Annotated in this window: 23 protein-coding genes; 10 read left to right on the top strand and 13 right to left on the bottom strand. The window is 74.4% G+C overall.

Going from position 1 to position 23,477, the window contains the following annotated elements; genetic code table 11:
- Nucleotides 1-171: 171 nt before the first annotated feature.
- Entirely contained in the window at nt 172-1,047 is an 876-nt protein-coding gene (locus IEW07_RS07615; RefSeq protein ID WP_188535877.1) for a D-hexose-6-phosphate mutarotase, read from the top strand.
- A 296-nt stretch (nt 1,048-1,343) separates the two neighbouring features.
- On the opposite strand, the gene IEW07_RS07610 is transcribed toward IEW07_RS07615, so the two are convergent.
- A complete protein-coding gene (locus IEW07_RS07610; protein WP_188535876.1) occupies nt 1,344-2,930 on the bottom strand; it encodes an HNH endonuclease signature motif containing protein in 1,587 nt (528 codons plus the stop codon).
- Nucleotides 2,931-3,163: 233 nt separating this feature from the next.
- Nucleotides 3,164-3,559, bottom strand: a complete 396-nt coding sequence (locus IEW07_RS07605) for a hypothetical protein (protein WP_188535874.1) — start codon at nt 3,557-3,559, stop codon at nt 3,164-3,166.
- 178 nt (nt 3,560-3,737) lie between these two features.
- On the opposite strand from IEW07_RS07605, the gene IEW07_RS07600 reads away from it, so the two are divergent.
- From IEW07_RS07600 to IEW07_RS07585, 4 genes are all read left to right on the top strand, one after another.
- Complete coding sequence (locus IEW07_RS07600) at nt 3,738-4,517, top strand: type 1 glutamine amidotransferase domain-containing protein (protein ID WP_229741642.1); 780 nt, start codon at nt 3,738-3,740, stop codon at nt 4,515-4,517.
- Nucleotides 4,518-4,728: 211 nt separating this feature from the next.
- Nucleotides 4,729-5,481, top strand: coding sequence for an SDR family NAD(P)-dependent oxidoreductase (locus IEW07_RS07595; RefSeq protein WP_188535872.1), 753 nt, complete (start codon nt 4,729-4,731; stop codon nt 5,479-5,481).
- Nucleotides 5,482-5,512: 31 nt separating this feature from the next.
- On the top strand, nt 5,513-5,728 hold the full coding sequence (locus IEW07_RS07590) for a hypothetical protein (RefSeq protein WP_229741641.1): 216 nt from the start codon (nt 5,513-5,515) through the stop codon (nt 5,726-5,728).
- A gap of 316 nt (nt 5,729-6,044) precedes the next feature.
- Nucleotides 6,045-7,577 (top strand): DEAD/DEAH box helicase, encoded by a 1,533-nt coding sequence (locus IEW07_RS07585; protein ID WP_229741640.1) that lies wholly within the window; start codon nt 6,045-6,047, stop codon nt 7,575-7,577.
- Nucleotides 7,578-7,698: 121 nt separating this feature from the next.
- Here the strand turns inward: IEW07_RS07585 and IEW07_RS07580 are convergent, their stop codons facing one another.
- Nucleotides 7,699-8,385 carry an HAD family hydrolase gene (locus tag IEW07_RS07580; RefSeq protein ID WP_229741639.1) on the bottom strand — a complete coding sequence of 229 codons (687 nt, stop codon included), beginning with the start codon at nt 8,383-8,385 and terminating at the stop codon, nt 7,699-7,701.
- Between the two features lie 3 nt (nt 8,386-8,388).
- Nucleotides 8,389-9,102: an HAD family hydrolase gene (locus IEW07_RS07575; RefSeq protein WP_188535870.1), complete on the bottom strand. Its 714-nt coding sequence runs from the start codon at nt 9,100-9,102 to the stop codon at nt 8,389-8,391.
- A 43-nt stretch (nt 9,103-9,145) separates the two neighbouring features.
- On the opposite strand from IEW07_RS07575, the gene IEW07_RS07570 reads away from it, so the two are divergent.
- Both IEW07_RS07570 and IEW07_RS07565 read left to right on the top strand, forming a co-directional pair.
- Complete coding sequence (locus IEW07_RS07570) at nt 9,146-9,679, top strand: hypothetical protein (protein WP_188535868.1); 534 nt, start codon at nt 9,146-9,148, stop codon at nt 9,677-9,679.
- Between the two features lie 61 nt (nt 9,680-9,740).
- A complete protein-coding gene (locus IEW07_RS07565; RefSeq protein ID WP_188535866.1) occupies nt 9,741-10,292 on the top strand; it encodes a DinB family protein in 552 nt (183 codons plus the stop codon).
- Between the two features lie 147 nt (nt 10,293-10,439).
- Here IEW07_RS07565 and IEW07_RS07560 read toward each other — a convergent pair whose 3' ends face one another.
- The 3 genes from IEW07_RS07560 to IEW07_RS07550 all read right to left on the bottom strand — a co-directional run bounded on the left by IEW07_RS07560 (nt 10,440) and on the right by IEW07_RS07550 (nt 14,054).
- Entirely contained in the window at nt 10,440-11,312 is an 873-nt protein-coding gene (locus IEW07_RS07560) for a phosphotransferase family protein (RefSeq protein ID WP_229741638.1), read from the bottom strand.
- A gap of 64 nt (nt 11,313-11,376) precedes the next feature.
- On the bottom strand, nt 11,377-11,805 hold the full coding sequence (locus tag IEW07_RS07555; RefSeq protein WP_188535864.1) for a VOC family protein: 429 nt from the start codon (nt 11,803-11,805) through the stop codon (nt 11,377-11,379).
- A 35-nt stretch (nt 11,806-11,840) separates the two neighbouring features.
- Complete coding sequence (locus tag IEW07_RS07550) at nt 11,841-14,054, bottom strand: acyltransferase family protein (RefSeq protein WP_188535862.1); 2,214 nt, start codon at nt 14,052-14,054, stop codon at nt 11,841-11,843.
- Nucleotides 14,055-14,535: 481 nt separating this feature from the next.
- On the opposite strand from IEW07_RS07550, the gene IEW07_RS07545 reads away from it, so the two are divergent.
- On the top strand, nt 14,536-15,114 hold the full coding sequence (locus IEW07_RS07545; RefSeq protein WP_188535860.1) for a CDP-alcohol phosphatidyltransferase family protein: 579 nt from the start codon (nt 14,536-14,538) through the stop codon (nt 15,112-15,114).
- Nucleotides 15,115-15,238: 124 nt separating this feature from the next.
- Nucleotides 15,239-15,775 carry a DinB family protein gene (locus tag IEW07_RS07540; protein WP_188535858.1) on the top strand — a complete coding sequence of 179 codons (537 nt, stop codon included), beginning with the start codon at nt 15,239-15,241 and terminating at the stop codon, nt 15,773-15,775.
- 13 nt (nt 15,776-15,788) lie between these two features.
- On the opposite strand, the gene IEW07_RS07535 is transcribed toward IEW07_RS07540, so the two are convergent.
- The 5 genes from IEW07_RS07535 to IEW07_RS07515 all read right to left on the bottom strand — a co-directional run bounded on the left by IEW07_RS07535 (nt 15,789) and on the right by IEW07_RS07515 (nt 21,080).
- Nucleotides 15,789-16,772, bottom strand: coding sequence for a bile acid:sodium symporter (locus tag IEW07_RS07535; RefSeq protein WP_188535856.1), 984 nt, complete (start codon nt 16,770-16,772; stop codon nt 15,789-15,791).
- A gap of 114 nt (nt 16,773-16,886) precedes the next feature.
- Nucleotides 16,887-17,780 carry a ribonuclease Z gene (locus tag IEW07_RS07530; protein ID WP_188535854.1) on the bottom strand — a complete coding sequence of 298 codons (894 nt, stop codon included), beginning with the start codon at nt 17,778-17,780 and terminating at the stop codon, nt 16,887-16,889.
- A 160-nt stretch (nt 17,781-17,940) separates the two neighbouring features.
- Nucleotides 17,941-18,912: a CapA family protein gene (locus IEW07_RS07525; protein WP_188535852.1), complete on the bottom strand. Its 972-nt coding sequence runs from the start codon at nt 18,910-18,912 to the stop codon at nt 17,941-17,943.
- Nucleotides 18,912-19,643 (bottom strand): DUF998 domain-containing protein, encoded by a 732-nt coding sequence (locus IEW07_RS07520; protein WP_188535850.1) that lies wholly within the window; start codon nt 19,641-19,643, stop codon nt 18,912-18,914. The genes IEW07_RS07525 and IEW07_RS07520 overlap by 1 nt, the downstream gene beginning before the upstream one ends.
- A 105-nt stretch (nt 19,644-19,748) precedes the next feature.
- Entirely contained in the window at nt 19,749-21,080 is a 1,332-nt protein-coding gene (locus IEW07_RS07515; RefSeq protein WP_188535849.1) for a condensation domain-containing protein, read from the bottom strand.
- A gap of 92 nt (nt 21,081-21,172) precedes the next feature.
- Here IEW07_RS07515 and IEW07_RS07510 point away from each other — a divergent pair, with 92 nt between their 5' ends.
- Nucleotides 21,173-22,015 (top strand): alpha/beta fold hydrolase, encoded by an 843-nt coding sequence (locus tag IEW07_RS07510; RefSeq protein ID WP_188535846.1) that lies wholly within the window; start codon nt 21,173-21,175, stop codon nt 22,013-22,015.
- Between the two features lie 205 nt (nt 22,016-22,220).
- On the opposite strand, the gene IEW07_RS07505 is transcribed toward IEW07_RS07510, so the two are convergent.
- Nucleotides 22,221-23,432: an MFS transporter gene (locus tag IEW07_RS07505; RefSeq protein WP_188535845.1), complete on the bottom strand. Its 1,212-nt coding sequence runs from the start codon at nt 23,430-23,432 to the stop codon at nt 22,221-22,223.
- Nucleotides 23,433-23,477 lie beyond the last annotated feature (45 nt).

Here is a 23,477-nt window from a genome sequence, read left to right as displayed (position 1 = left end):
GTCTGAGCGCACTCCTGTTGTGAGCGCGCTCCTGGTCTGACTGCGCTCCTGGTGTGAGCGCACTCCTGGAATGAGTGCGCTCCCGGTCCGAGCGAACGCGCAACCGGCGCCGTCGGGCGCCGAGGGCCCGGCCTCCTGACGGGGGCCGGGCCCTCCGTCTAGCCTGGGGCCATGAGCCAACTCCCCCAGCCCCGCCTCCTCTCCTGCGCGGACGCCACCGGCGCCGTCTACGACCAGGGAGCGCACGTCACCGACTGGATCCCCACGGGCCACGCCCCGGTGCTGTGGCTGTCCCCGAGCACGGCTCTCGAGAAGGGCAGCCCCATCCGGGGCGGGGTGCCGATCTGCTTCCCGTGGTTCGCGGACGGCGCCTCGGGCGGCCGCGAGCCCAAGCACGGCTTCGCCCGCACGACGCCGTGGCACGTGGAGACCCGCGAGTCCTCCGACCACGAGGCCGTGATCGTCTACCGGCTCCATGACACGGACATCAAGGACCCCGCCCACCGGGAGCAGTTCCCGCACCGGTTCGAGGCCGAGTACTCGGTGCGCTTCGGCCCGGAGCTGCTGCTCCAGCTGAACGTGACCAACACCGACGACCACGCCTTCGACTTCGAGGAGGCCCTGCACGCCTACCTCGTGGTGGGCGACGTGCACCGGGTCCGCGTCGAGGGACTCGACGGGGCCGCCTACCGCGACAAGGTCCTGGACCAGGACGGTTGCGTGCAGGAGGGCGAGCTCACCCCCGAGGGAGAGGTCGACCGGGTCTACGAGTCGTCCGCCGACGTGGCGGTCGTGGACCCCGTGCTCGGCCGCGTGCTGCGGATCCGCAAGACCGGGTCGCAGAACACCGTGGTGTGGAACCCCTGGGCCGAGAAGGCCGCGGCCCTCCCTGATGTGGGCGCCGACGGCTGGACCGACTTCGTCTGCGTGGAGGGCGCGAACGTCGGAGCGAACGCCGTGCGCCTGGAACCGGGGCAGACCCACAGCATGGGCTACCGGGTGTCCGTCGAGACCACGCCCGAGGACCCGGGGAAGCCGCCGGCCTGAAGGAATCGAGTCTGACAGGTGGGGGCCTGACACGGTGTTCGATGCGACGGGTCCGGTTCTGACAGGTGGGGGCCTGACGGTGTCCGACGCGACGGGTCCCGGCCTGCGGGAGGCGGGTCTGTCGGGTCCGGGCCTGACAGCGTCCGCCCCGAGGGGCCTCGGCCTGAAGGGGCCGGGCCTGGCGGCGTCCGACCCGACGGGTCTCCGGCCTGATAGATCCAGGCTTGAGGGCGTCCGACGCGACGGGTCCCCGGGCTGAAGACGTCGGACCTGAGGTGCTCCGGCCAGTGCCCCGCTCAAAACGGCGGCGGATCCGGCACGTTGACGTCATCGGTCCGCGAATCCGCAGGTCCTGATGACGGGATCCCGGGCACGGCACCCGGAGAAGAGGCCATCACCGCCGCGGCCCGTTCCGGACCGGCCCGTTCTGGACCAGCCCATTCCGGACCAGCCTGCTCCGGAGCAACTCCGTCCGGCTGCGCCCCCTCCAGCAGGGCTCCCTCCGGGGCGGTCCGGTACGTCCGTCCACCCGGTGACGTCCACTCCAGCACCCCTCCGCCGGGGGAGGGGCCCAGCTGCCGCACCCGCCACCGGCCCAGCGCTCCGTCCCGGTGCTTGACGAGGTGGTGGTGGCGGCACAGGTGCGCGAGGTTGTCCGCGGCCGTCCGCCCACCGTCCTGCCACGCGACGGTGTGGTCGAGGTCGCAGCGCTCCGCCCGGCGACGGCACCCCGGGAACCGGCAGGTCCCGTCCCGCAGCAGCAGCCGGCGCCGGAGGCCGGCCGGGACCGCGTAGACCGTGCGGTCGTGGTCCAGGACGACGCCGGTGACCGGGTGCGTGAGGACCCGGTGCCATGCCGTCGCGCCCGCGGCGAGCTGTTCCGCGGTCTCCCGGTCGATCGGCCCGTAGCCGGAGAGGATCGGCGCGTCGGTCCGTGCGGCGCGTCCGTCGGTGCCGGGGCCGGTTCCCGCGGCGCCCGACGGGGCGAGCAGGGTGAGCACGGGAACCGTGATCGAGACCTGCCCCCGCACCCCGCGCGGAAAGTCGGGATCGTCCGGCAGCTCCCCGTCCAGCAGGAGGTCGGCCAGGACGTCGGCCCGCAGCTGGTCGTCGGTGCGCCGGGCCCCGGCCGCGTGCAGTTCCCCGGCCGCGCGCAGTTCCCCGGCCGCGCGCAGCTCCTCGGCAGGCCGCAGCCGGCCGACCAGGGCGTCGAGGCGGTCCCGGACCGCGAGCGCGGTGGGCGCGTCCAGCACCGCGTGCAGACAGGCCGTGCCGTCCTCCCCGGGCTCCACCCACACGCGCCGCTGCCCCAGCGCCCGACGGTGCCGCCGCTCCTGGGTCTCGGCGAGCAGGACCGCCCGACGGCGGCGCGCCACGGCACGCAACTGCGCCACCGTGCAGTGCGGCGCCCGCGCCGTCAGCTCGGCCACGAGCCCGCGCACGGCCTCCGGTGGCGCTTCCTCGCCTGACGCGGGGTCCTCGACGAGCTCGCGCCACTGGTCGGCGATCACCGCCGCGTGGCGGGCACCGAACCGGCCCTGCTCCAGCGCCTCCAGCACCTCCGGCAGGTGCAGGCCCAGCACCACGGCCTCCCGGACCCTGTCCAGCGCCGTGGCCGCCGGCAGGTTCAGCGCCGCGCCGATCTCGTCGGCGACGTCGAGCAGGAGCTGGTCCTCCGTCTCCAGGAGGGAGCAGGCCCGTTCGTCGGCCTCGACCGGGACGACTCCCGACCTCCGCCGAGGAGATCCAGTCGATCTCCCGGTCCTCCCACGCCAGCAGCCAGAGCCGGTAGAGGCAGCGCAGCTGACGCCCGGCCTCCTGCGCCTCGGCCCTGGCGGAGTCCACGAGCACCCCGACGACGGCCCGCACCTCTGCGCGGACACCGGCGTCGAGCACCCGCTCCCCTGCAGGAGCGGTGCGATCGGCACCGGGAACAGGGCGCGCCCGGCGGTGCGCCGTCGTCGTCATGGGCCCATTCTCCCGCCCACCCCGGACGTCCTAAGCGGCGGAGCCCTGCCCGGCCGGGACGAAGGCGGGCCGGAGGAGGGCATGAAGAAGCGGGTGCCGCCGATCCGTCAGGACCGGCGGCACCCGCTGCGGAGCTCCTGGGCAGAACCTACTTGGAGGTCACCAGGGCGCCGGCGATCGCGGCGAGGAAGATGTCCTTGGACAGGCCGGTGCCGGCCTCGGACGGGCGGATGCCGTCCTCCTGGGTCATCGCAGGGTTCTTGAAGTACATGGTCAGCAGCCCCGCGGAGAACGCTCCGAGGGCCAGGCCCGCCACCCGCTTGTTGACGAACGGGGTCAGCAGGGCGGCGCCGATGCCCATCTCCGACCACGCCACGAACTTGCCGAAGGTGTCCGCGTCCCACTCCTTGAACTGCGGGACGCCGGTGGCGGCGAACTGCTTGAGACCCTCGGCGGCCTCCGTCGGGAGGTCCTTCTTGCCGTAGCCGGACTGGAGCAGGTAGGCGCCGGAGACGCCACGGAGGATTGCGTTGGAGAGGCTCATGGTCGGTCCTTTCGAGAGCGGGGACGGGGTCGTTGAGCTGTCAACGACCCTACCAGGGGAGGGGGCGCTGCGGTCTGGGCCGGGAGCGAACAGGCGGGCTCCCGGCGGCCCCGCGACCCTATGCTGGCCGGACGCCCGGCGGGCGTCCCCGCGCCCGCCGCCCGACGGAAGGACAGACGTGGACATCGAGACCATGAAGAAGGTTCTGCTCGTTCTCACCAGCCATGACACCCTCGGCGACACGGGGGAGCCCACCGGCTACTTCGTCGGCGAGGCAGCCCACCCGTGGAAGGTGTTCCGCGACGCCGGGTACTTCGTCGACTTCGCCTCGATCGCCGGCGGGCAGCCCCCGCAGGACGGCAAGGACGAGGAGGACGAGATCCAGCGGCAGTACCTCGAGGACGAGACGGTCCGGGCCTCCCTGTACAACACCCCGCGGATCTCTGTGGTGGATCCCGGCCAGTACGACGCCGTCTACCTCGTGGGTGGGCACGGCACCATGTGGGACTTCGCGGGCAATCCTGACCTGCAGAAGCTCGTCGCGGCCGTGCACGACGCCGGCGGCATCGTGGGAGCCGTGTGCCACGGGCCCTCGGGGCTCGTGGACGTGGAGCTCGCCAACGGCCTGCGCATCGTGGAGGGCCGGAAGGTCACCGCGTTCACCAACAAGGAGGAGGACGAGGTCGGCAAGTCCGACGTCGTCCCGTTCCTGCTCGAGGACAAGCTCGTGGAGCAGGGCGCCGACTTCCGCCCCGCGCCCAACTGGGCGGAGAACGTGGTGGTCGACGACCGGCTCGTGACCGGGCAGAACCCCCAGTCGGCGGCCGGCGTGGCCAAGGAGATGACCAAGCTGCTCACCGAGGTGGTCCGCGAGCAGAAGGCCGCCCAGGAGGCCGACTCCACCGCCCTGCGCGAGCGCAAGGACGCCGCGAAGGCGGAGGACGCCGCCGAGGGGTGAGCCCGGCGGGCGGGACAGTGCAGTGAGACCCGCGCGGTGAGGCCCGCACAGCAAGACCGTGCCGCGGGACCGAGCCGCTGGACCGCACGCGGCCGCGCGGGGAGGGCGCCGGGGAAGAAATCCCGGTGAACTCCTCGCGCGCCCCCGTGGGGGCGCGGAAGGGGCGGGCCAGACTGGGAGGACCTGTTCGTCCTACAGCAAGGAGCACATCATGGCTGATCTCTCGGGCAAGGTAGCCCTCGTCACCGGTGCCGCCTCGGGCATCGGTGAGGCCTGCGCCAAGGACCTCGCGGCCAAGGGCGCGAAGGTCGTCGTCACCGACATCGACACGAAGCGCATCGACGACGTCGTCCAGGCGATCATGGCCGCCGGCGGCACCGCCGCCGGGTTCCGCCAGGACGTGTCGAAGGCCGAGGACTGCGCGGCGGCGGTCGAGTTCGCCCAGCAGACCTACGGCGGCCTGCACCTGGCCGTCAACAACGCCGGGATCGCAGGGTCCGCGGACGCCGTCGGCGAGTCGGACATCGACGCCTGGGTGCGCACCGTCCAGATCGACCTGCACGCCGTGATGTTCGGGATGCGCTACCAGCTGCCCGCCATCGAGCAGGCCGGCGGAGGGGCCATCGTGAACATGGCCTCCATCCACGGCACCGTGGCCACCGCCCAGGGCAACAGCGCCTACACCGCGGCCAAGCACGGCGTGGTGGGGCTGACCAAGCAGGCCGGCGTCGAGTACGGGCAGCGGGGCGTGCGGATCAACGCGGTCGGCCCGGCCTACATCGAGACCCCGCTGCTGAAGAACGCCCCGGAGGGCGTTCTCGAGGGACTCGCCGCCAAGCACCCCCTCGGCCGGCTCGGCCGCCCCGAGGAGGTCGCCGCCCTGACCACGTTCCTGCTGTCGGAGGACGCGTCCTTCATGACCGCCGGGTACTACCTCGTCGACGGCGGCTACACCGCGCTGTAGCCTGATGCCCCCCCGATCTCAGGAGGATCCCATGGTGAAGTTCGGCATCCGCCGCCCCAACCCCCTCGGCTCGATCAGGGCGCGCACCACCGCGCGGGTCAAGCGGAGGGTCAAGCGCGCGGTCATCCCCGGCTACGGCCGCCCCGGCATGGGGTGGGTCCGTGATCCCAAGCGCGCGGCGTACAACAAGGTCTACCGGAGGACCACGATCGGGGCGGGCGACCTGCTCCGGAAGCTGCTGAAGTAGCTGCCTCCCGGTTCCCCGAGCGGCCCCCGGCACGCCCTCAGCGCGGCGGCCCGGCCCCCACGGTGCCGGGCCGCCGGCGTGCTCTCGGCCACATTTCCGGGGCGGCCGCCGGCCCGTGCTGTAGGGTGGAGGGTATTGCACATGGCACTGTTCTCCGTCAACAGGGGAACAGGCAGGCGTCGAGCACCCCGTTCTTCTTCGCGCGGCACCGTTCCAGACGGTCTCTGCCCGCTCCAAGGGGCTCCAGGAGTCATTCGGCGCAACCCGGCGCGCTACCCCCTTGCCGGGACATCCGATCGAAAGACGTATCCCAGTTTTGGCTACTTTCACTGACCTCGGCGTGCCCGAGGCCCTTTCCGCCGTCCTGTCCCAGCAGGGCATCGAGTCGGCGTTCCCCATCCAGGAGAAGACCCTCCCCGATTCCCTGGCCGGCCGTGACGTGCTCGGCCGCGGCAGGACCGGCTCCGGCAAGACCGTGGCCTTCGCGCTGCCCCTCGTCGCCCGGCTCGCCGGGCTGAGCGGCGGCGGCGCCCGCGCCGCCCGCCGCGCGAACCGGCCCACCGGCCTGGTCCTCGCCCCCACCCGCGAGCTCGCCACCCAGATCGACCGCGCCATCGCCCCGCTCGCCGAGGCCGCCGGTCTGACCACCACCGTGATCTTCGGCGGCGTCTCGCAGAAGAACCAGGAGCGGGCGCTCGCCAAGGGCGCCGACATCGTCATCGCGTGCCCCGGCCGCCTCGAGGACCTGCTCAAGCAGAACATCCTCACCCTCGACGACATCCGCGTGACCGTCATCGACGAGGCCGACCACATGGCCGACATGGGCTTCCTGCCCGTGGTCACCCGCATCCTCAAGCGCACCCCCCAGGGCCGGCAGCGGCTGCTGTTCTCCGCGACGCTCGACGGCGGCGTGGACAAGCTCGTGAAGCAGTTCCTGTCCAACCCCGTCAAGCACTCCGTGGACGCCCCCCAGGCGACCGTGTCCACCATGGACCACCACGTGCTCGTCGTGGACGCGGACGAGAAGCAGGAGCTCATCGAGGCGCTGGCCTCCGGCACGGGCCGCCGCGTGATGTTCACGCGCACCAAGCACCGCGCCAAGAAGATGGCCCGCAAGCTCACGCAGATCGGCATCCCCGCCGTCGACCTGCACGGCAACCTGTCCCAGAACGCCCGCGACCGCAACCTGGCCCAGTTCTCCGCCGGTGACGTGCGCGTGCTCGTGGCCACGGACGTCGCAGCCCGCGGCGTGCACGTGGACGAGGTCGAGCTGGTCGTGCACATCGACCCGCCGACCGAGCACAAGTCCTACCTGCACCGCTCCGGGCGGACCGCCCGCGCCGGCGCCTCGGGCTCCGTCGTCACGGTCGCGACCAAGGAGGAGCGCCGCGAGGTCACGCAGCTCATGAAGGCCGCCGGCGTGACCGCGGACTTCGACGCGGTGACCATCGGCTCGCCGGTCGTCGCCGACCTCGTGGGCGAGCGCGCCGAGAAGGTCGCGTACGTGCCGCAGCCCGTGCAGGTGCAGGGTCCCGGCGGCAGCCGCGGCGGCCAGAGCCGCACGCGCTCCGGCGCCGGCCGCGGCCGTGGCGGCCAGGGCCGTTCCGAGCAGCCGCGCAGCGCCTCCCGCGACCAGCGCCCCGAGTCCGGCACCCGTGGCGGCTCCCGCCCCGGCAACGGCTCGGCCCCTCGCTCCGCGGCACCGGCGCGCTCCGCCGCGCCGACCCGTTCCGCGGCACCGGCGTACTCCACCGAGTCCGCGCCGGACCGCGCCACGCAGGCCGCGGCCCGTCGCCGCAGCCGCAGCCCGCGCCGCGCGTCGTCCCCCCAGGGCACCGCGACCCGCTGAGTCCACCCGTCCGCGAGGGCGCACCACCCGCTGTTCCGCACCGTGCTCGGCACCGTGCAGATCGGCGGGAGGTGCGCCCTCGCGGCGTTTCCGGGGCGTGCCCGCGGCGGCCCCGGGACGCTCAGGTCCCCAGGGAGCGCAGGAACGCCAGCGTGACGTCGGTGTGGGAGTCCACGAGCACGAGCCCCGGGGCGGGCGCCACGGCGAGCTCGCCCGGGACCACGACGACCGGCATCCCGGCCGCCGCCGCGCTCGCCGCGCCGGTCTGCGAGTCCTCGATCGCCACGCACCGGGCCGGGTCCACGCCCAGCCGCCGCGCGGCGAGCAGGTAGGGCTCCGGGTGCGGCTTGGGGTGCTCCACGTCCTCCTGGGAGACGACCACCCGCAGCACCTCGGGCGCGCCGGACGCGGTGCCCTCCGCGACCACGGTGAGGGCGTTCGTCACCACGGCCCCGGGGATCCCGGCCGCCGCCAGCTCGTCCAGCAGCTCGCGCATCCCCGGCAGGAACGGCACCTCGCCCGTGAGGGCGTCCGCGACCTCCCGCCCGAGCTCCGCGGTGATGCCCTCGACGGTGCCCGCGGCGCCGCGCTCGACCATGAGCGCGGCGGACGTCGGGACGGTCTTGCCCAGGGTGAGGAGGTCGTCCTCGGTCTCCCAGGCGACGCCGTAGCGGGCCGCCACGGCGCGCTTGGCGACCGCCCACTGGGGCTCCGAGTCCACCAGGGTGCCGTCGTGGTCGAAGAGGACGGCGGCGGGGAAGCCCGCGGCCTGCGGGGAACGGTCCACGGCCTGCGGGGAACGGTCCACGGCTCAGGCCCTCCAGACGGCGTCGGGGTGGAACGGCGACGACGGCGCGTGCGGGTCCAGCGACTGCAGCAGCTCCAGCGAGAGCTCCCGGTGGGAGGGCAGGTGCACCAGCCCGGGGCCGGCGGGGACCGCCTTGATCCCCGGCACGACCACCGTGGGGATGCCGGCCGCCACCCCGCTCGCGGCGCCGCTGGGGGAGTCCTCGACCACGACGCACCGTGCCGGGTCCACCCCGAGCCGCCGGGCGGCCGTCAGGTACGCGTGCGGGTCCGGCTTGGGGCGCACTCCGGCGGCGACCTCCTCGTCCCCGATCACCACCCGGAACAGGCCCCGGGGCGCCGCGGCGGCCGTGAGCCGGGCCACCTCCGACGTGGCGTTGGTGACGATCGCGGCCGGGATCCCGGTCGCGGACAGCTCCTCCAGCAGGGCGCCGACGCCCTCGATGAACTCGAGCTGGGCCGCCTCCAGGACGCGGACGCTGTGCTCGTAGATCGCCCGGAACATCGTGCGGTCGTCGAGGTCCACGCCGATCTCCCGCATCCGGGCGATCGTGACCGGGATGGGCCGTCCGAGCGTGGCCGCGGTGTCCTGCGCCGTCCAGTCGCGTCCGTGCTCGGCGGCCAGGGCGCGCTTGGCCTCCTCCCACAGGGGCTCCGTGTCGACGAGGGTCCCGTCGTGGTCGAAGAGGACGGCGTGCGGAAATCCGGGGGACGACATGCGCTCCAGCCTAGCGGGGCGCCGGACGCATAGACTGGCGCGCGTGCCAGCACCCCTCGATCCCGTCCCGCGCCGCGCCTCAGGCCTCCAGCGCGCCGTGCCCGTCCTCGCGCCGCCCCTGGCGCTCCTGCTCGGCGTGTGGGTCGCCGCGGGCCGCGGGGTCGCCGGCGCGGCCGGGGAGCTCGTGCTCCTCCACGCCCTGGCGCTCGGCCTGCCGCTGACCGTCCTCCTCGGCGCCGGCGCCGAGGTGCTGCGCCGCGACGCCCGCGCGCACGTCCCCGCCGGGGCCTCCCTGCGGGCGTCGCTGACGACGCTCGCGGCGTGGCTCGTCGTGCTGGGGTTCGGCGCCGTGCTGCCCGACCGCGTGGACGGGCAGGGCGTCTCGCTCCTGACCCGGGCCACCGACCCCGGCCTGCTGGGGCTGTCGGCGGGCTTCGCCAACACCCTCGGGATCCTCTCCTTCGTGCTGGCCGTCGCCGCGCTGGCGCTGGCCGCGACCGACCTCCGCCGCACCCGCCGGATCCAGCGGGGGGAGCCGCTCACCGAGGACGAGATCCTGGACCGGCAGGGGCTGTGAACCGCCGGGTGCGGCTCATCGGGGTGGACACGCTGAGCAGCGCGGTGAGTAGATTGGCCCCATGACCGCTGAGCACCCCCAGATCCCCGACACCTCGCCCGTCCCGCCCGAGACCAAGGACTGGACCGTCGTCATCGACGGCGGGTGCGACGACTGCGGCTTCGACCCCCGCTTCGACGTGACGACCACGGGGGAGCGGCTCCGGGCAACCCTCGACCGGTGGACCGCCGTCCTGGACCGCCCCGACGTCACGGCGAGGCCCGTGCCGGGCACCTGGTCCCCGCTCGAGTACGCCTCCCACGTCCGGGACCTCTGCGGGGTCTTCCGCGAGCGGCTGCGGCTCATGCTCACCGAGCAGACCCCCGTCTTCCCCGACTGGGACCAGGACGCCGCCGCGGTCGAGGGGCGCTACAACCTGCAGGAGCCCCACGAGGTCGCCGCGCAGCTGACGGAGCAGGCCCGGGCCACCGCGGACGCCTTCGACGCCGTCACGGGGGACCAGTGGGAGCGGGACGGCCGGCGCGGGGACGGCAAGGACTTCACCGTGGCGACCTTCGCCGTGTACTTCCTGCACGACGTCGAGCACCACCTGGTCTTCGACGTCCGCGGCTGACCTGCGCGCCTGACCTGCGCGCCTGACCTGCGCGGTTGACCTGCGCGGTTGACCTGCGCGGTTGACCTGCGCGGTTGACCTGCGCGGTTGACCTGCGCGGCCGGGCCATTGCCGGGCGCTGGTCCGGCCGAGCGCTCGGCCGGCTGCTCACCCGCCCGGACGGCGCCCCCGCCGCACCCGGTCGAAGGTGGCCCGGGCCTGCGCCCACGACGTCTTCCCGACCTCGAAGTGGTCCGTCATCAGGTACACCCCCGCCCACCGCTGGTAGGTCCACGCCCGCTCCAGGAGGCCGGGGTCCCGCGGTCCCGTCCACCGCCCGTGCACGGCGCAAACCACGTCGTCGCCGTACTCGTGGAGCTCGGCGAAGTCCACGGCGGGGTCGCCCAGGCACATGTCGCTGAAGTCGATGACGCCCAGGCGCCGCGCCCCGGCGTCCCAGAGCAGGTGGCGGCTGTACACGTCGCCGTGGAGGAAGACCCGCGGGAGGTCGGCCTCGAGGAGGCGGTCGACGTCGGCGAGGATCTCCTCCACCTCGGCGAGCTCCTGCGGCTCCAGGACACCGCGCAGGTGGACGCCGACCGCCCGGCGGACCTCCCGCTGGTCCTCGGGCAGGTACGAGGGCGGGACCCGTTCCAGCGGCGTGCCCGCGAGCGGGGCGGTGTGCAGGGCGGACAGGAACGCCGCCAGCTGGTCCAGGACCTCCGCGGTCTCCCCGGGGCCGAGGCCGGCCAGGACCTCCGGGGTGAGCGTGCGCCCGGGGACCAGCGGATAGCCGACGAACGAGCCGTCGGGCGCCACGTGCGTGCGGCGGGGCAGCCGGGCCGCGGTGAGCCCCGACAGGTGCTCGAGCACCTCCGTCTCCAGCTCGCGGAGAGCCGCGTAGTGCGGCTCGAGGGGGAAGCGGAACACGAGGGCGTCGTCGAGGATCACGACGACGTGGTCCCAGCCCTCCGTGACGCGCCGCGCCGACGACCAGCGCAGGTCCGGGAAGGCCGCGGCGATCCGGCGCAGCTCGTCCACGGGCTCTGTGTTCCCGGCCTCTGTGCTCCCGGGTTCGGTGTTCCCGGGTTCGGTGTCCACGGCGTCAGCCCAGGTGGACGGCGCCGTCGTCGTCGATCCGCCACCCCGGGTTGTGCGCGATCTCCCACACCACCCCGTTCAGGTCCGCGACGTGGGCGTGGAAGACGCCCCCGAAGGCTCCCTCCTGCGGGGCCTTGAGGACGGTCCCGCCGGCGGCGGCCATCGCCTCCACCGCCGCCCGGACCTCCGCCTCGCCGCCCACGTTGTGCGAGAGCGTCACGCCCTCCGCCGCGGTCCGGCCGGTGCGGCCGAGGTCCTCGGCGAACTTCCCGGCGTCGAACAGGCCCAGCACCAGCCCCGGGGCCACCTGGAAGAACAGGATCTCGCCGGGGACGTCGAGCAGGGGCGTCCAGCCGAGCCCACGGGCGTAGAAGCCGCGGGCGGCGTCGAGGTCCGGGGTCGAGAGGGTCACGAAGTGCACGGTGGGGTCCACGGCCGGCTCCTTGCTCGGAGGCGGCGGGACGCCGCCTACCAGCCCAGGGTAGAGCGCAGCCGCTCCGAGACGTCAGGGGTCATGGTCGCCCCGTACGCGGACGTGACGTGGTCGAGGTCGCGGTAGACGACGACGTTGCCGATCACCGAGGGGCACACGTCCTCGGTGCAGAGCCGGTCGGTGAGGTCCACGACGTGCAGCTGCTCGTGCCGCGCGGCGACCTCCAGGAGCGGGTTGACGGGCAGCAGGGCCTCCGAGCGCGGGACGTTGCACCGCGGGTGCTGGGCACCGAAGACCTCGACGCACTCGAACATGTCGTAGGAGAAGCGCGGGTTGTCCCGGAACGCGACCACCGGCACCCCGGCCTCGAGGAACGCGCCCACCCCCTCCTCGTAGCCGCTCACGAGCTCCTCGTGCGGGGCCGCCGCGAGGCTGCGGGTGCCGATCGTCAGCACCGCGTCCGGCGCCTGGGCGAGGGCCGCGTCCCTCGCGGCGGCGTTGAAGGCGGCGCACCCGTCGTCCTGCCCGTCCTGCTCTGCCGGTTCGGCCGGTTCCGCCGCGTAGCGGCAGCCCATCCGCAGGTAGCTGACGACCTTCCACCCGTGCTGCTCGGCCGCCCGGTTGATCGGGGTCAGCAGCTGCATCGCGTGGGAGTCGCCGATGACGACGAGCGTGCGCTCGGGCTCCGACCCGTCCGTGGGCCCCACGGTCCAGCAGTCGCCGAGCTCGCCGATCAGGTCCGCGCCGTCCTCGGGCGCGCACTCCACGCCGGTCTCGCCCCACTCGCCCTCGCGCTCGGCGGCCGTGGGGACGGCGGGCACCCCGGTGGGCGCGATCGCGTCTCCCCGCAGGACGGCGGCGCCGGGGTAGTTCTCGGCACTCCGCTCGACGGCCTGCAGCTGGGCCTCGCGCAGGACGGTCCCGCCGTGGGCCGTGCCCACGGGAACGGCCACGAGGACCACGGTCGCGACCAGCCGGGCGAGGTCCCCCACGGTGGACCGGGGGCGCCGCGCGAGCGCCCGTCCGGCCCGGGCCAGCACCGCGGGCAGCCGGGTCAGGGGAGCGGTGGCGCGGGTCAGGACCAGGGACGCCGCGAGGACGCCGAGACCGTGCAGCACCGGGACGGACTCGCCGGGCAGCAGCAGCGCGTAGGTGATGAGCAGCGGCCAGTGCCACAGGTAGATGCCGTAGGCCCGGTCCCCGATCCAGGTCAGGGGGCGGGCGGCGAGCAGGCGGTCGACCCCCGCCGGTGACCCGTGCACGACGGCCCCTGCCAGCAGCACCGCGGCGGCGCCCACGGTGGGGGCGAGCGCCACCGCGCCGGGGAAGCGGGTCTGCGCGTCGATCAGGAACGGGGTCGCCACGACGGCCGCGAGGCCTGCCCACCCGAGGCCCGCGGCGAGAGCAGTGGTGAGGGCCGCTCCGAGAGGCGTGGTGAGGGCCTTCCGGGCGGCGTCCCCGGCTGTGGCCCCCGTTGCGGCCCCGGTGGCGCGCTCCGGGAAGCGGCGCGCGGAGCCCGGCCCAGCCCCCGGCGGCAGGGCCGCGACGGCGAGGGCGGCCAGCGAGCCGAGGGCGAACTCCCACGCCCGGGTGAACGAACTGAAGTAGGCGCCCTCCGGCTCCGCCGCCGTGCTGAGCACGGACCAGGCGAGGGAGGACGCGAGAACGGCGCCGAACACGCCCGCCGCGAGGCTCCGGAAGCGCAGGCCGGTCCGGCGGGCCGCCCAGGCGGTCCCGGCCAGCAGCAGGGGCCAGACCAGGAAGACCTGGCCCTGGAGGGACAGCGACCACGTGTGCTGCAGCGGGGTGGAGGCCGCTCCGCCCCCGGCGTAGTAGTCGACGGCCTCGGCCGCGAGCACCCAGTTCTGGACGTAGAGCAGCGAGCCCCAGGCGTGGCCGATCAGCGTGTCCCAGCGGCTGGGCGGGTAGAGCACGAGCACCGCGGCGAGCACCGCCAGCAGCATCACGGCCAGCGGCCCGATCAGGCGGCTGAACGTGCGCAGCCAGTACGCCCGCAGCTCCAGGGGCCCGCCCCGCTCGATCCGGCGCGCGAAGGAGCCCGTCAGCAGGAAGGCGGAGAGGACGAAGAAGACGTCCACCCCGCCGGAGACGCGGTCGGTCCAGACGTGGAAGGCCACCACCAGCAGCACGGCCACCCCGCGCAGGCCCTGGATCTCGGGACGGCGGGCGGGGCGCCCAGGGGCCGGCGGACGTGCGGCGCGCGTGCGCTCGGCGGTCAGCAGGGTCAAGGAGGATCTCCCAGCAGGATCGGGTGCCCGCCCTGGTGCAGCGGGCCGTCCGGGCGGTGGCGCGTGCGGCGGCCGGCCCGGTCGAGCAGGGCGCCGGCGGAGGCCGCGACCACCTCCGGCGTCGGGCCGGGGCGGAATCCGCTGCGGGAGCGGAGCGCCGCAGCGGTGGATGCGACAGCCGGCGAGCCGGACCTCCCGGGGGTGGGAGGGGGAGGCGCCGGACGGGGTTTCCGGACCACAGCACCCTAACGTGATCCTCGGGGAGGAGCCAATACGATGCTGGTCACAGGGCCCAGGTCCGGACCTGCGGGCGCCTCAGGTCCCCGGGCACGGCCCGCACCCGGGGGCGGGCGGCGCCGGGGCCGGGCACCCTGTGTCCGGCCCGTTCCGGCGAACCGCCCGTCCATGGAATACGCTCGAAGCAGCGAGCCGCGCGGTCCCTCGACCTGACCGCCCGGCGCGCGGGAGGAGCGGGAGAACCATGGAGGGCCAGGACACAGTCGATCCGCAGGAGTCGCCGTACTACCACCGCGTGCTCACACTGCCCAACGTCGTCTCGGTGGCGCGGTTCTGCCTGATCGTCCCGGCCGTGCTGGCCGTCCTCCACATCTACGACCACCCCGTGCGGGCGCTGGTGCTCGTCGCCGTGTTCTCGCTGACCGACTGGGTCGACGGCGTCCTGGCACGGGCCCTGAACCAGCGCAGTCGCGTGGGCGAGGTCATGGATCCCATCGCCGACCGGCTGGGGACCATGGCCATCGCAGTCGCGGCCGCCGCCGTCGGCCTCTTCCCGTGGTGGGTGATCATCGCGATCGTGGTGGTGGACGTCGTGATCGGCATCGCCGCGCTGCGGCACAGGACCTTCGGCGTCCTGCGGGTGACCAGGGTGGGGAAGGCCAAGACGGCGCTGCTGATGGTCGGCTCCGTGCTCGTGCTCGCCGGACCCGCCTGGAACAGCACCGAGGTGACGGTCAGCGGCCGCGTGCTCGTCCAGGTCGCCGCGGTCCTGCACCTCGTCGCCGGTGTCCAGTACTTCCGGCAGGTCACCCGCCGCGACTAGCGCTTCCCCGTGCGCCCCCGCGTCGCGGGACGCCCGGGCACGACGGACGAGCCGACGCATGAGCAGACGGACGAACAGACTCAAGAGCAGACGGACGAGCTGACGGACGAACGAGGTGCTGAGCATGGACGGTGCACCGGTGGACCGGCGGGCGATCCACGAGGAGCTGGAGCGGGCGCAGGCGGTCTTCCACGCCCTGGTGGACAGGGCGTCGCCGGCGGACCTGCGCCGGCGCACCGACGGGACCCGGTGGACCAACGGGCAGATGCTGTTCCACATGTTCTTCGGGTACCTGGTCGTGCGCCGGCTGCTCGGGCTGGTCCGCCTCATGGGCCGGCTGCCGGACCCCGTCGGCCGGGTCTTCGCCCGGGCGCTCGACGCCGGGACCCGTCCCTTCCACCTCGTGAACTACCTCGGCTCCTGCGGCGGGGCGCTCGCGTTCCACGGGCCGCGGCTGACGCGCTGGTTCGACCGCACGGTCGCCGCCCTGCACGATCAGCTGGACGGCGAGCCCGAGGAGGCGCTGCGCCGGGGCATGCACTTCCCCGTCCGGTGGGACCCGTTCTTCCGGGACCGCATGAGCCTGGCGGAGGTCTACCACTACGGGACCGAGCACTTCGACTTCCACCGGCGGCAGCTGACGCTGTCCTCTGCGGCCTGAGCCCTCCGGACCCCTACGCGGAGCTCCGCGAGGCAGCCCGGGCCGGGGTGAGCCGCGGGAGCAGACGGACGAGCACGACCATGCCCACCAGCTCGACCAGCGTCTGGGTGACGACGACCAGCGGCGTCAGGGCCAGCTGCTCCGGCAGCGCCAGGGCGAGCGGCAGGACCACCAGGGAGTTGCGGGTGGCCCCGCTGAACGCCAGGGCCCGCGTGGCGGGCACGTCCAGGCGGGCGAGGCGCGCGGCGAGCAGGCCCGTCGGGACCATGACGACCAGGAAGGCGACGTAGAGCGGCACGACCGCGACCAGCGTCCCCAGCTGCTCCCCGACGCCGCGGACCTGGGAGGCGACGACCGTGAACAGCGTGGCGGCCATCAGGGGCACCATGGCCGCGCCCGTCGAGCTCTCGATCCGCCGGGCGGCCGCCGCGCGCGGCGCCGCCCACTGCACGGCCGCCGCCGCCGCGAGCGGGAGCGCAATGAGCAGCAGGAACGCCTCGACGAACGGGGCGACCTCCACCAGGGCGACCGTCCCCGCCCCGGCGAAGAGCGTCAGACAGAGCGGCAGGAGCAGCATCTGGGCCAGCATCAGCAGCGGGGACGCCGCCAGCAGGCGGTCCGCGGCGCCGCCGGCGAGGCCCGAGAAGACGATCACGTAGTCCACGCACGGGGTCAGCAGCACCAGCAGCACCCCCAGCAGCAGGGCCTCGTGGCCGGCGACCACCCGGGAGAGGACCAGGACGACGACGGGGACGACGACGAAGTTCAGCACCAGCACCGCGGTCAGGAACCTGAGGTCGGCGAACGCCCGGCCGAGCGAGGTGAAGGGCACCGCCAGGAACGTGGCGAAGAGGAGCAGGCCCAGCACCGGGCTGATCGCCGATCCCAGCGCCGCCGAGCCGGGAACCGTCCACCCCACCAGCCCGGCGGCCGCGATCGCGGCGACGTACAGGGCCACCTGGTGACGTTCCAGCCAGGGCAGGGAGGGGAGATCCACCGCTCCATCCAACGCGCCGGGCCGCGGGCCGTCAACAGCGGTCCTGTGCCCTGAGCCGGCCCTGCGCCTCCTGCCGCGACCAGCGCGGCGGCCAGGACGGCGGCGGGTCGTGGCTCAGCACCAGGCCCGGCGCCGCCGGGGAAGGGGGATCCTGTCGAGGTCCTGCGCGGCCACCACGGTCGCCCCGCCGGCGCGGGCTCTCGCCTGCTCGGCGAGCGGGGCGAGGTCCCCGTAGCGCGAGGAGAAGTGGGTGAGGACGAGGGTGCCGACACCGCCGGCCGCCGCGAGCGCGCCGGCCTGGCCCGCCGTGAGGTGACGGTGCCGCGCGGCGAGATCGGCGTCGTCGTCGCTGAAGGTGGACTCGGCCACGAGGAGGTCGGCCCCGTCGGCGAGCTCCTCGGCGCCGGGACACGGTGCCGTGTCCATGACGAGGGCGAAGCGCTGGCCGGGCCGCAGCACGCTCACGTCCTCCACGCGTACGCCGGGCAGGCTTCCCTCGCGGTGCAGGCGGCCGATGTCCGGCCCCGTGATCCCTGCCGCCGCGAGCCGGTCCCGCAGGAGGGTGCGGCCGTCGGGCTCGACGAGCCGGTAGCCGTAGGTCTCGACACGGTGGTGCAGCGGCCGCACCTCCAGGCCCGGGGCGACCGTCCCGCCGCTCCCGTGCGGGTGCAGCCGCAGGTCGGTGCCGGGGGAGGCGAGGGACACGAGCGCCCGGACCACGTCCTCGCCGGAGGCGGGGTAGTGCAGGTGGACCGGGTGCGCCACGCCGTCGAGCGCCATGCGCGAGAGCACGCCCGGCAGCCCGAAGCAGTGGTCGCCGTGGACGTGGGTGAGGCAGATGCGCGTGATCCGCGAGGCGGAGACGCCCGCGTGGATCATCTGCCGCTGCGTGCCCTCACCCGGGTCGAAGAGCAGTCCCTCTCCGTCCCAGTGCAGCAGGTACCCGTTGTGGTTGCGGGTCCGGGTGGGGACCTGGGAGGCGGTGCCGAGGACGACGAGCTCGCGCATGGGACCGAGTGTGCCACGCGGGCGCGGGCACCTGGTCTCTGCCGGCGGACCGGTCTGGTGTCGGCCGTGAGGGGCATGGTCGAGGTGCCCGACCTCCTGCGAGGGAAGGGAGCCGGGCATGGCCCGCCTGATGTACTCGCGGAGCCTCCCCGGGCCCGCCTCAGGCCAGGGGAAGGACCAGGAAGCGCTCCTCGTCCAGCCACGAGAACGACGTGCCGAGCTCGGCGCTGAGCTCCTGCATGCGGGCCGCGATCGACCGTGCGTCCGCCGTGGCCAGTCCCGCCCGGAAGTCCGCGATCACGGTCGGGTGCAGACGCAGGCTCCGGGGCAGGCCGTCCTGGACCTCGAGCAGGAAGAGGAAGGACTGGTCGTTGCGCTCCTCGGGGTCGACGGCGTAGTCGTCGATGAAGTCGCCGGCGCTGTAGACCAGCGGTCTGCCGCGGTACACCTCGACGCCGCGGAAGATGTGGGCGGAGTGCCCGAAGACGGCGTCCGCCCCGGCGTCCACCAGCGCGTGGGCGAACGCGCGGTGCTCCTCGGGGACCTCGGAGCCCCAGTTGGATCCCCAGTGGGCGGAGACGACGAGGAAGCCGGTGCGGAGCCGGGTCTGCCGGATGAGCTCCAGGAGCTCCTGGGCGCGTGCCTCCCCGAGGTCGACGGGCACGTGGAGGACGCCGGGGGAGCCGGGGCCGGCTGCCCAGCCCGGCTCGTTGTCCGTGAAGGCGATGAAGCCGACCGCGGTTCCGTCCCGGGTGCAGACCGCGGGCCTGCGCGCCGCTTCCGCGTCCAGCCCGGCCCCGGCGTGGAGGATGCCGTGCCGGTCGAGCACCGGCAGCATCTCCCGCAGCGCCGGCACGCCGTGGTCGAGCGTGTGGTTGTTGGCCAGCGAGACGACGTCGATGCGGGCTACCCGGAGGACGTCGACGTTCTTGGTGTCCGAGCGGAAGTGGAACGTCTTGCGGGGCCAGGGCGGGCCGTCGTCGGCGATCACGCACTCGAGGTTCGCGAACCGCAGCGAGGCCCGCTCCAGCAAGGGGAGGACGTCCCCCCACGGATAGGCCGGGCCGACCCGCCTCAGCCGGTCGTTGACGAGCCGGCCGAGCATGACGTCGCCGACCAGCGCGATCCTCATCAGCCGCCTCCTCCGGAGTCCCGCGGGCCGGGATCGGGGCGGGCGGGGGAGTCCCGCAGGAGCAGGACGGCCAGGACGACCATCCACAGCAGCCACGCCCAGATCATGAGCCGTTCGGCCAGCCCCATCCACGGAGTGGGTTCCCCGGCGGGCACCGCCGGCACGTAGCTGCTCATCCAGGCACCGAAGCCCAGCACCGCCAGCGCGGTGAGCACGGAGTACAGCCGGAACCCCCTGCCGAAGGCCGCCGCACCGGCTCCGAGCATCGAGAGCATGATCAGCACGGTCAGCCCGCCGAGGACCAGGTGCATGGTGTCGGTCAACGACCCGGGAGGCGTGGGTGCTCCGCGGGCGCTCATCGGGAACGGCAGCCACAGCGGCCCGACCGCGGCATGGGCGATCAGCAGTGCGCCCACCACCCGCAGAGCGCGGCTGCCCCCGGCCGAGCGCCGGACGCCGATGCCGAAGGCGAGGATCAGCGCGTCGTAGAGGAAGCCCATCACCACGAGCGACGTCCTGGTCGGCGCGCCGGGCGACGTGAGCTCGCTGATGGCCTGGGAGAGGGGGCTGTAGCCCGCGTACAGAAAGGCTGCGAGCAGGTCGTTGCCTGCGGCGTAGAGCACCGACGCCGCGATGCCGCAGCCGAGCAGGACCTTGCGGCCCGTGCTCAGCGGCTCCCGACGGACGGCGTCCCGGCGCGTCAGCAGTGTGCGTCCCTCACGGGTGGACATCGGTGACCCCCTCGGGCGCCGGTCCAGCACGACCGACGCCAGGAATCCAGGGTAGGCGCGACGGAAGGGCGGTGACCAGGGGCGCCGCGGCGTCCGCCGGCGGGGTCAGGCGGAGCGGCTCGCCGATCCGCAGGGCAGCCCCCTGGATGCCTCCGTGCGCAGTCCCCGCACGACGGCGTCCAGCCACGAGCCCACCGACACGTGGGCCTCCTCGGTCCCCGGGTAGCGGGCGCGCAGGTGCAGGCCGCTGTCCCCGACGACGAACCACACCTGCACCCCGGTGGTCGGCGCCGAGGCGGAGATGTGCTGCGCCTGCAGCTCCGGGGCCAGGGTCACCGGGAGCCGCCGGTAGTCCAGGTAGGACAGCATGAACATGCCGGGCGGGACGGGCATGCCGCCGTGGGGCCGCATGATGGGCTCGAGGGCGTGCGATCCCAGCTCCAGCGTCTCGCGCACGGCGGCCCGGCAGTCCTGGGGGTCGGAGGACGCGCAGTCCAGGACCGAATTGGTGATGAACCACCCCACGGCGTCGCGCCACCGCGGCTCGGTGCGGCTGTGCACCGGCAGGACGGCGCGCAGCGGCCGGCCGGTGACGTCGGCGGCCGCCCGGCTCAGCACGGAGACCACGAGGTCCAGGAGCCGGACGCGGAGCTCGCCGGCCCGGGCCTCCAGCCGCTCCAGGCCGTCGGCGCCGAGCACGTCGTCGGTGGTGACCGTCTCGGGGGCCGGGGTGCTGAGGTCGCCCAGGGGGAGCGGGAACACGGGCATGGTGCCGCCGCCGTCGGCGAGGATCTGCTCCCACCGCTCCACGACCCGCGGCGGGGCCGGGGGACGGGCCGCCAGCTCCCGCGTGTGCTCGACGAAGGCCCCCGCTGGCTCACGGCCCGCCCCGGCCGGGCGGCCGGCGCGGACGTCGGCCAGGCCGTCGACCAGGTCCCGGGCGAGCAGGGGCAGGGACCAGGCGTCCACGTGGGAGTGGTCCGCCGCGATCACGACGACGACGGGCCCGTCCGCGGGCTCGATCAGGCACAGCCGGTGCGAGGGCCGGGCCAGCGGAGAGCAGGCGTCGTCGACCACCCTCTGCAGGGTGGCTCTCGTCCCGAGGGGACCGACGTCGTGGCCGGTCCACACCGGCTCCACTGCGTCGGCGATCTCGTGGAGCCGGGGGCGGCCGTCGTCGTCGGCGGAGAAGACGGTGCGCAGGGTGGGATGGCGTGCCACCACGCCGGCCCAGGCCCGTCCCAGCTCCGCGGTGGTCACCGGCGCGGCCAGCTCCAGGGACACGGCCATCCAGGTCCCCGGGCGGGGACCGGCGCCGACGTGCATGCCCTGGTCGAAGGACACCGGCAGCCGGCGGCCGGTGCGAGTGGCGGGGATCGTGCAGCTGGACAGGCGGCCCTCGGGCAGCCGGGCGTGCGTGATGTTGGTCAACCGCATGCGCACCTCCTGGTCGGGGGGGACGCTGTCCGGCCGTCGACGACTCGTACGGTCCACCGTCGTCCACGATCGCACAGGCGTAGCGTGGGCGCATGCCGACGCTCGACCTCACCCGCTGCCAGTTGTCCTACGACGTGACCGGCTCCGGTCCGCCGGTGGTCCAGCTGCACGGCCTGATGTCCGACCGCGCCGCCAACACCGCCGGGGGCCTTGACCTGGCCGCCGGGCTCGCCGGCCACCGGACGGTGCGCTACGACGCCCGCGGCCACGGGCGTTCCGCCGCGGAGCCGGTGGCCGGCGACTGGGCCTGGCCGCGGCTGGCCGAGGACCTGCTGCACCTGCTGGACGCCGTGGCGCCCGGCGAGCCGGTGCACGGCATCGGACCGTCCATGGGTGCGGCCACGCTGCTGCACGCCGCGCTGGCCCGGCCCGAGCGGTTCCGGTCGCTCACGCTGTGCGTGCCGTCGACCGCCTGGGCCTCGCGCCGCGGCCAGGCGTCGATCTACCGGAAGAGCGCCGAGCTGGTCGAGCGGCACGGGCTCCAGGCCTACCTCCGGGCCGGGCGGAGCGCGCCGCGGCCGCCGGCGGTGGCCGACCGGGAGACGCACCCGCCGCGGATCGCTCCGGGCCTGCTGCCCACCGTGCTGCGCGGCGCGGCCGCCACCGACCTCCCGCCGCTCGACGCGCTGTCCCGGATCGGCGTGCCGACCCTGGTGCTGGCCTGGTCCGGGGACGCCGCCCACCCGCTGTCGACGGCCGAGGCGCTGCGGGCGGTCCTGCCCGGCGACGCCCTGCACGTGGCGGGGACTCCCGCGGAGCTGGCCCAGTGGCCGGGGCTGTGCGCGGACTTCGTGCGGGCGGTGGAGTCGGACGAGCCGGTGGAGTCGGAGGAGCCGGTGGACCCGGTGGCACGGCGGGCCCGGAGCGGCGCCTGAACTCAGGGGCAGGACGTGCCGCGGCCCGGAGGCCGGTCGGGGAGTGACCGGCCTCCGGGCCGCGGGTGTTCAGGACCGCTGGGTGTTCAGGACCGCTGGGTGTTCAGGACTGCTGGGTGTTCAGGACTGCTGGGTGTTCAGAACTTCTGGGCCCTCAGGACGCCTGGGTGCTCAGGCGTGCTGGGTGGTCAGGCGTGCTGGGTGCTCACGCCCGCTGGGTGGACCGGTGCAGCCGGACCGCGTAGCCCAGGATGAGCAGGCCCGCCAGGGCCAGCCCGACGCCCACCCAGGCGGGGGAGCGGTAGCCCCACCCGGCGGAGATGACGGTCCCGCCGAGGAAGGCGCCCATCGCGTTGGCGAGGTTGAACGCCGCGTGGTTCATGGCCGCGGTCAGGGAGGGAGCATCCTTGGCCTCGCGCAGCAGGCGCATCTGCAGCGCGGTGGTGAAGACGGAGCCCATGATCCCGATCCACAGCACGCCGAGGACGGCCGCGGTCGGGACGTGGACGAACAGGCCGAAGAAGGCCAGCGCCACCGCGGAGACCGCGCCCGCGCCCATGGCGGTGCGCTCGATCGAGCGGTCGACCAGCGGGCCGGCCAGCAGCGAGCCGAGGGTCATGCCCACGCCGAACACGGCCAGCACCCAGGGCACCGTGGAGATGCCGAGCCCGCTGAGCTCGGTCAGGATCGGGGAGATGAAGGTGTAGACGGCGAACATGCCGCCGAAGCCGACCGCGCCGGCCACGAGGGTCAGGGTCACCTGGGGACGGCCCAGCGCGCGGATCTCCTGGGCCACGGAGACGCCGCCGTCGTTGCGGGTGCGCGGAACCCAGACGGCGAGGGCCGCGACGGTGAGCAGGCCGATGACGACCACGAGGCCGTAGCCGGAGCGCCAGCCCAGGGCGCCGCCGAGGGCGGAGGCCAGGGGCACACCGACGATGTTGGCGACCGTCAGCCCCAGGGCGACGCGGGCCACGGCCGTGCCCCGGCGTTCGCGGGGCACCAGGGAGGACGCCACCACGGCGGCGACCCCGAAGTAGGCCCCGTGGGGCAGGCCGGAGAGGAAGCGCGCCACGTACAGGAGGTCGAGCGTGGGCGCGGCGGCGGACAGGGCGTTGCCGAGGGTGAATGCGGCCATCAGGCCGAGCAGGAGCGTCTTGCGCTCCACCCGGGCGGTCAGGGACGTGATCAGCGGCGCGCCGACGACCACGCCGAGGGCGTAGAGCGAGATGGCGTGGCCGAGGGAGGGGATGGAGGCGTGGAGGTCCTCGGCCATGAAGGGGAGCAGCCCCATCGAGGCGAACTCGGTGGTGCCGACGCCGAAGCCACCGAGGGCGAGGGCGAACAGGGCGAGGCGGGTGCCGGTGCGGCCGGGGGCGTTGACCACCTGGAGCACGGCAGTGCGAGGTGCGGACATGGCGGTTCCTTCCGTGTGGAGCAGGGGTGGAGTGGAAGGCGCGTC

This window comes from Kocuria dechangensis (assembly GCF_014636775.1).
GTDB classification, from domain to species: Bacteria; Actinomycetota; Actinomycetes; order Actinomycetales; family Micrococcaceae; genus Kocuria; species Kocuria dechangensis.
This window is presented reverse-complemented; position numbering and strand designations above follow the sequence as displayed.

What these genes read in the sequence shown, in the direction of transcription:
- IEW07_RS07615 (WP_188535877.1), top strand. Translation starts at nt 172, where the DNA reads ATGAGCCAACTCCCCCAGCCCCGCCTCCTCTCCTGCGCGGACGCCACC.
- IEW07_RS07605 (WP_188535874.1), bottom strand. Translation starts at nt 3,559, where the DNA reads ATGAGCCTCTCCAACGCAATCCTCCGTGGCGTCTCCGGCGCCTACCTG.
- IEW07_RS07595 (WP_188535872.1), top strand. Translation starts at nt 4,729, where the DNA reads ATGGCTGATCTCTCGGGCAAGGTAGCCCTCGTCACCGGTGCCGCCTCG.
- IEW07_RS07590 (WP_229741641.1), top strand. Translation starts at nt 5,513, where the DNA reads ATGGTGAAGTTCGGCATCCGCCGCCCCAACCCCCTCGGCTCGATCAGG.
- IEW07_RS07575 (WP_188535870.1), bottom strand. Translation starts at nt 9,102, where the DNA reads ATGTCGTCCCCCGGATTTCCGCACGCCGTCCTCTTCGACCACGACGGG.
- IEW07_RS07565 (WP_188535866.1), top strand. Translation starts at nt 9,741, where the DNA reads ATGACCGCTGAGCACCCCCAGATCCCCGACACCTCGCCCGTCCCGCCC.
- IEW07_RS07545 (WP_188535860.1), top strand. Translation starts at nt 14,536, where the DNA reads ATGGAGGGCCAGGACACAGTCGATCCGCAGGAGTCGCCGTACTACCAC.
- IEW07_RS07540 (WP_188535858.1), top strand. Translation starts at nt 15,239, where the DNA reads ATGGACGGTGCACCGGTGGACCGGCGGGCGATCCACGAGGAGCTGGAG.
- IEW07_RS07530 (WP_188535854.1), bottom strand. Translation starts at nt 17,780, where the DNA reads ATGCGCGAGCTCGTCGTCCTCGGCACCGCCTCCCAGGTCCCCACCCGG.
- IEW07_RS07525 (WP_188535852.1), bottom strand. Translation starts at nt 18,912, where the DNA reads ATGAGGATCGCGCTGGTCGGCGACGTCATGCTCGGCCGGCTCGTCAAC.
- IEW07_RS07520 (WP_188535850.1), bottom strand. Translation starts at nt 19,643, where the DNA reads ATGTCCACCCGTGAGGGACGCACACTGCTGACGCGCCGGGACGCCGTC.
- IEW07_RS07515 (WP_188535849.1), bottom strand. Translation starts at nt 21,080, where the DNA reads ATGCGGTTGACCAACATCACGCACGCCCGGCTGCCCGAGGGCCGCCTG.
- IEW07_RS07510 (WP_188535846.1), top strand. Translation starts at nt 21,173, where the DNA reads ATGCCGACGCTCGACCTCACCCGCTGCCAGTTGTCCTACGACGTGACC.
- IEW07_RS07505 (WP_188535845.1), bottom strand. Translation starts at nt 23,432, where the DNA reads ATGTCCGCACCTCGCACTGCCGTGCTCCAGGTGGTCAACGCCCCCGGC.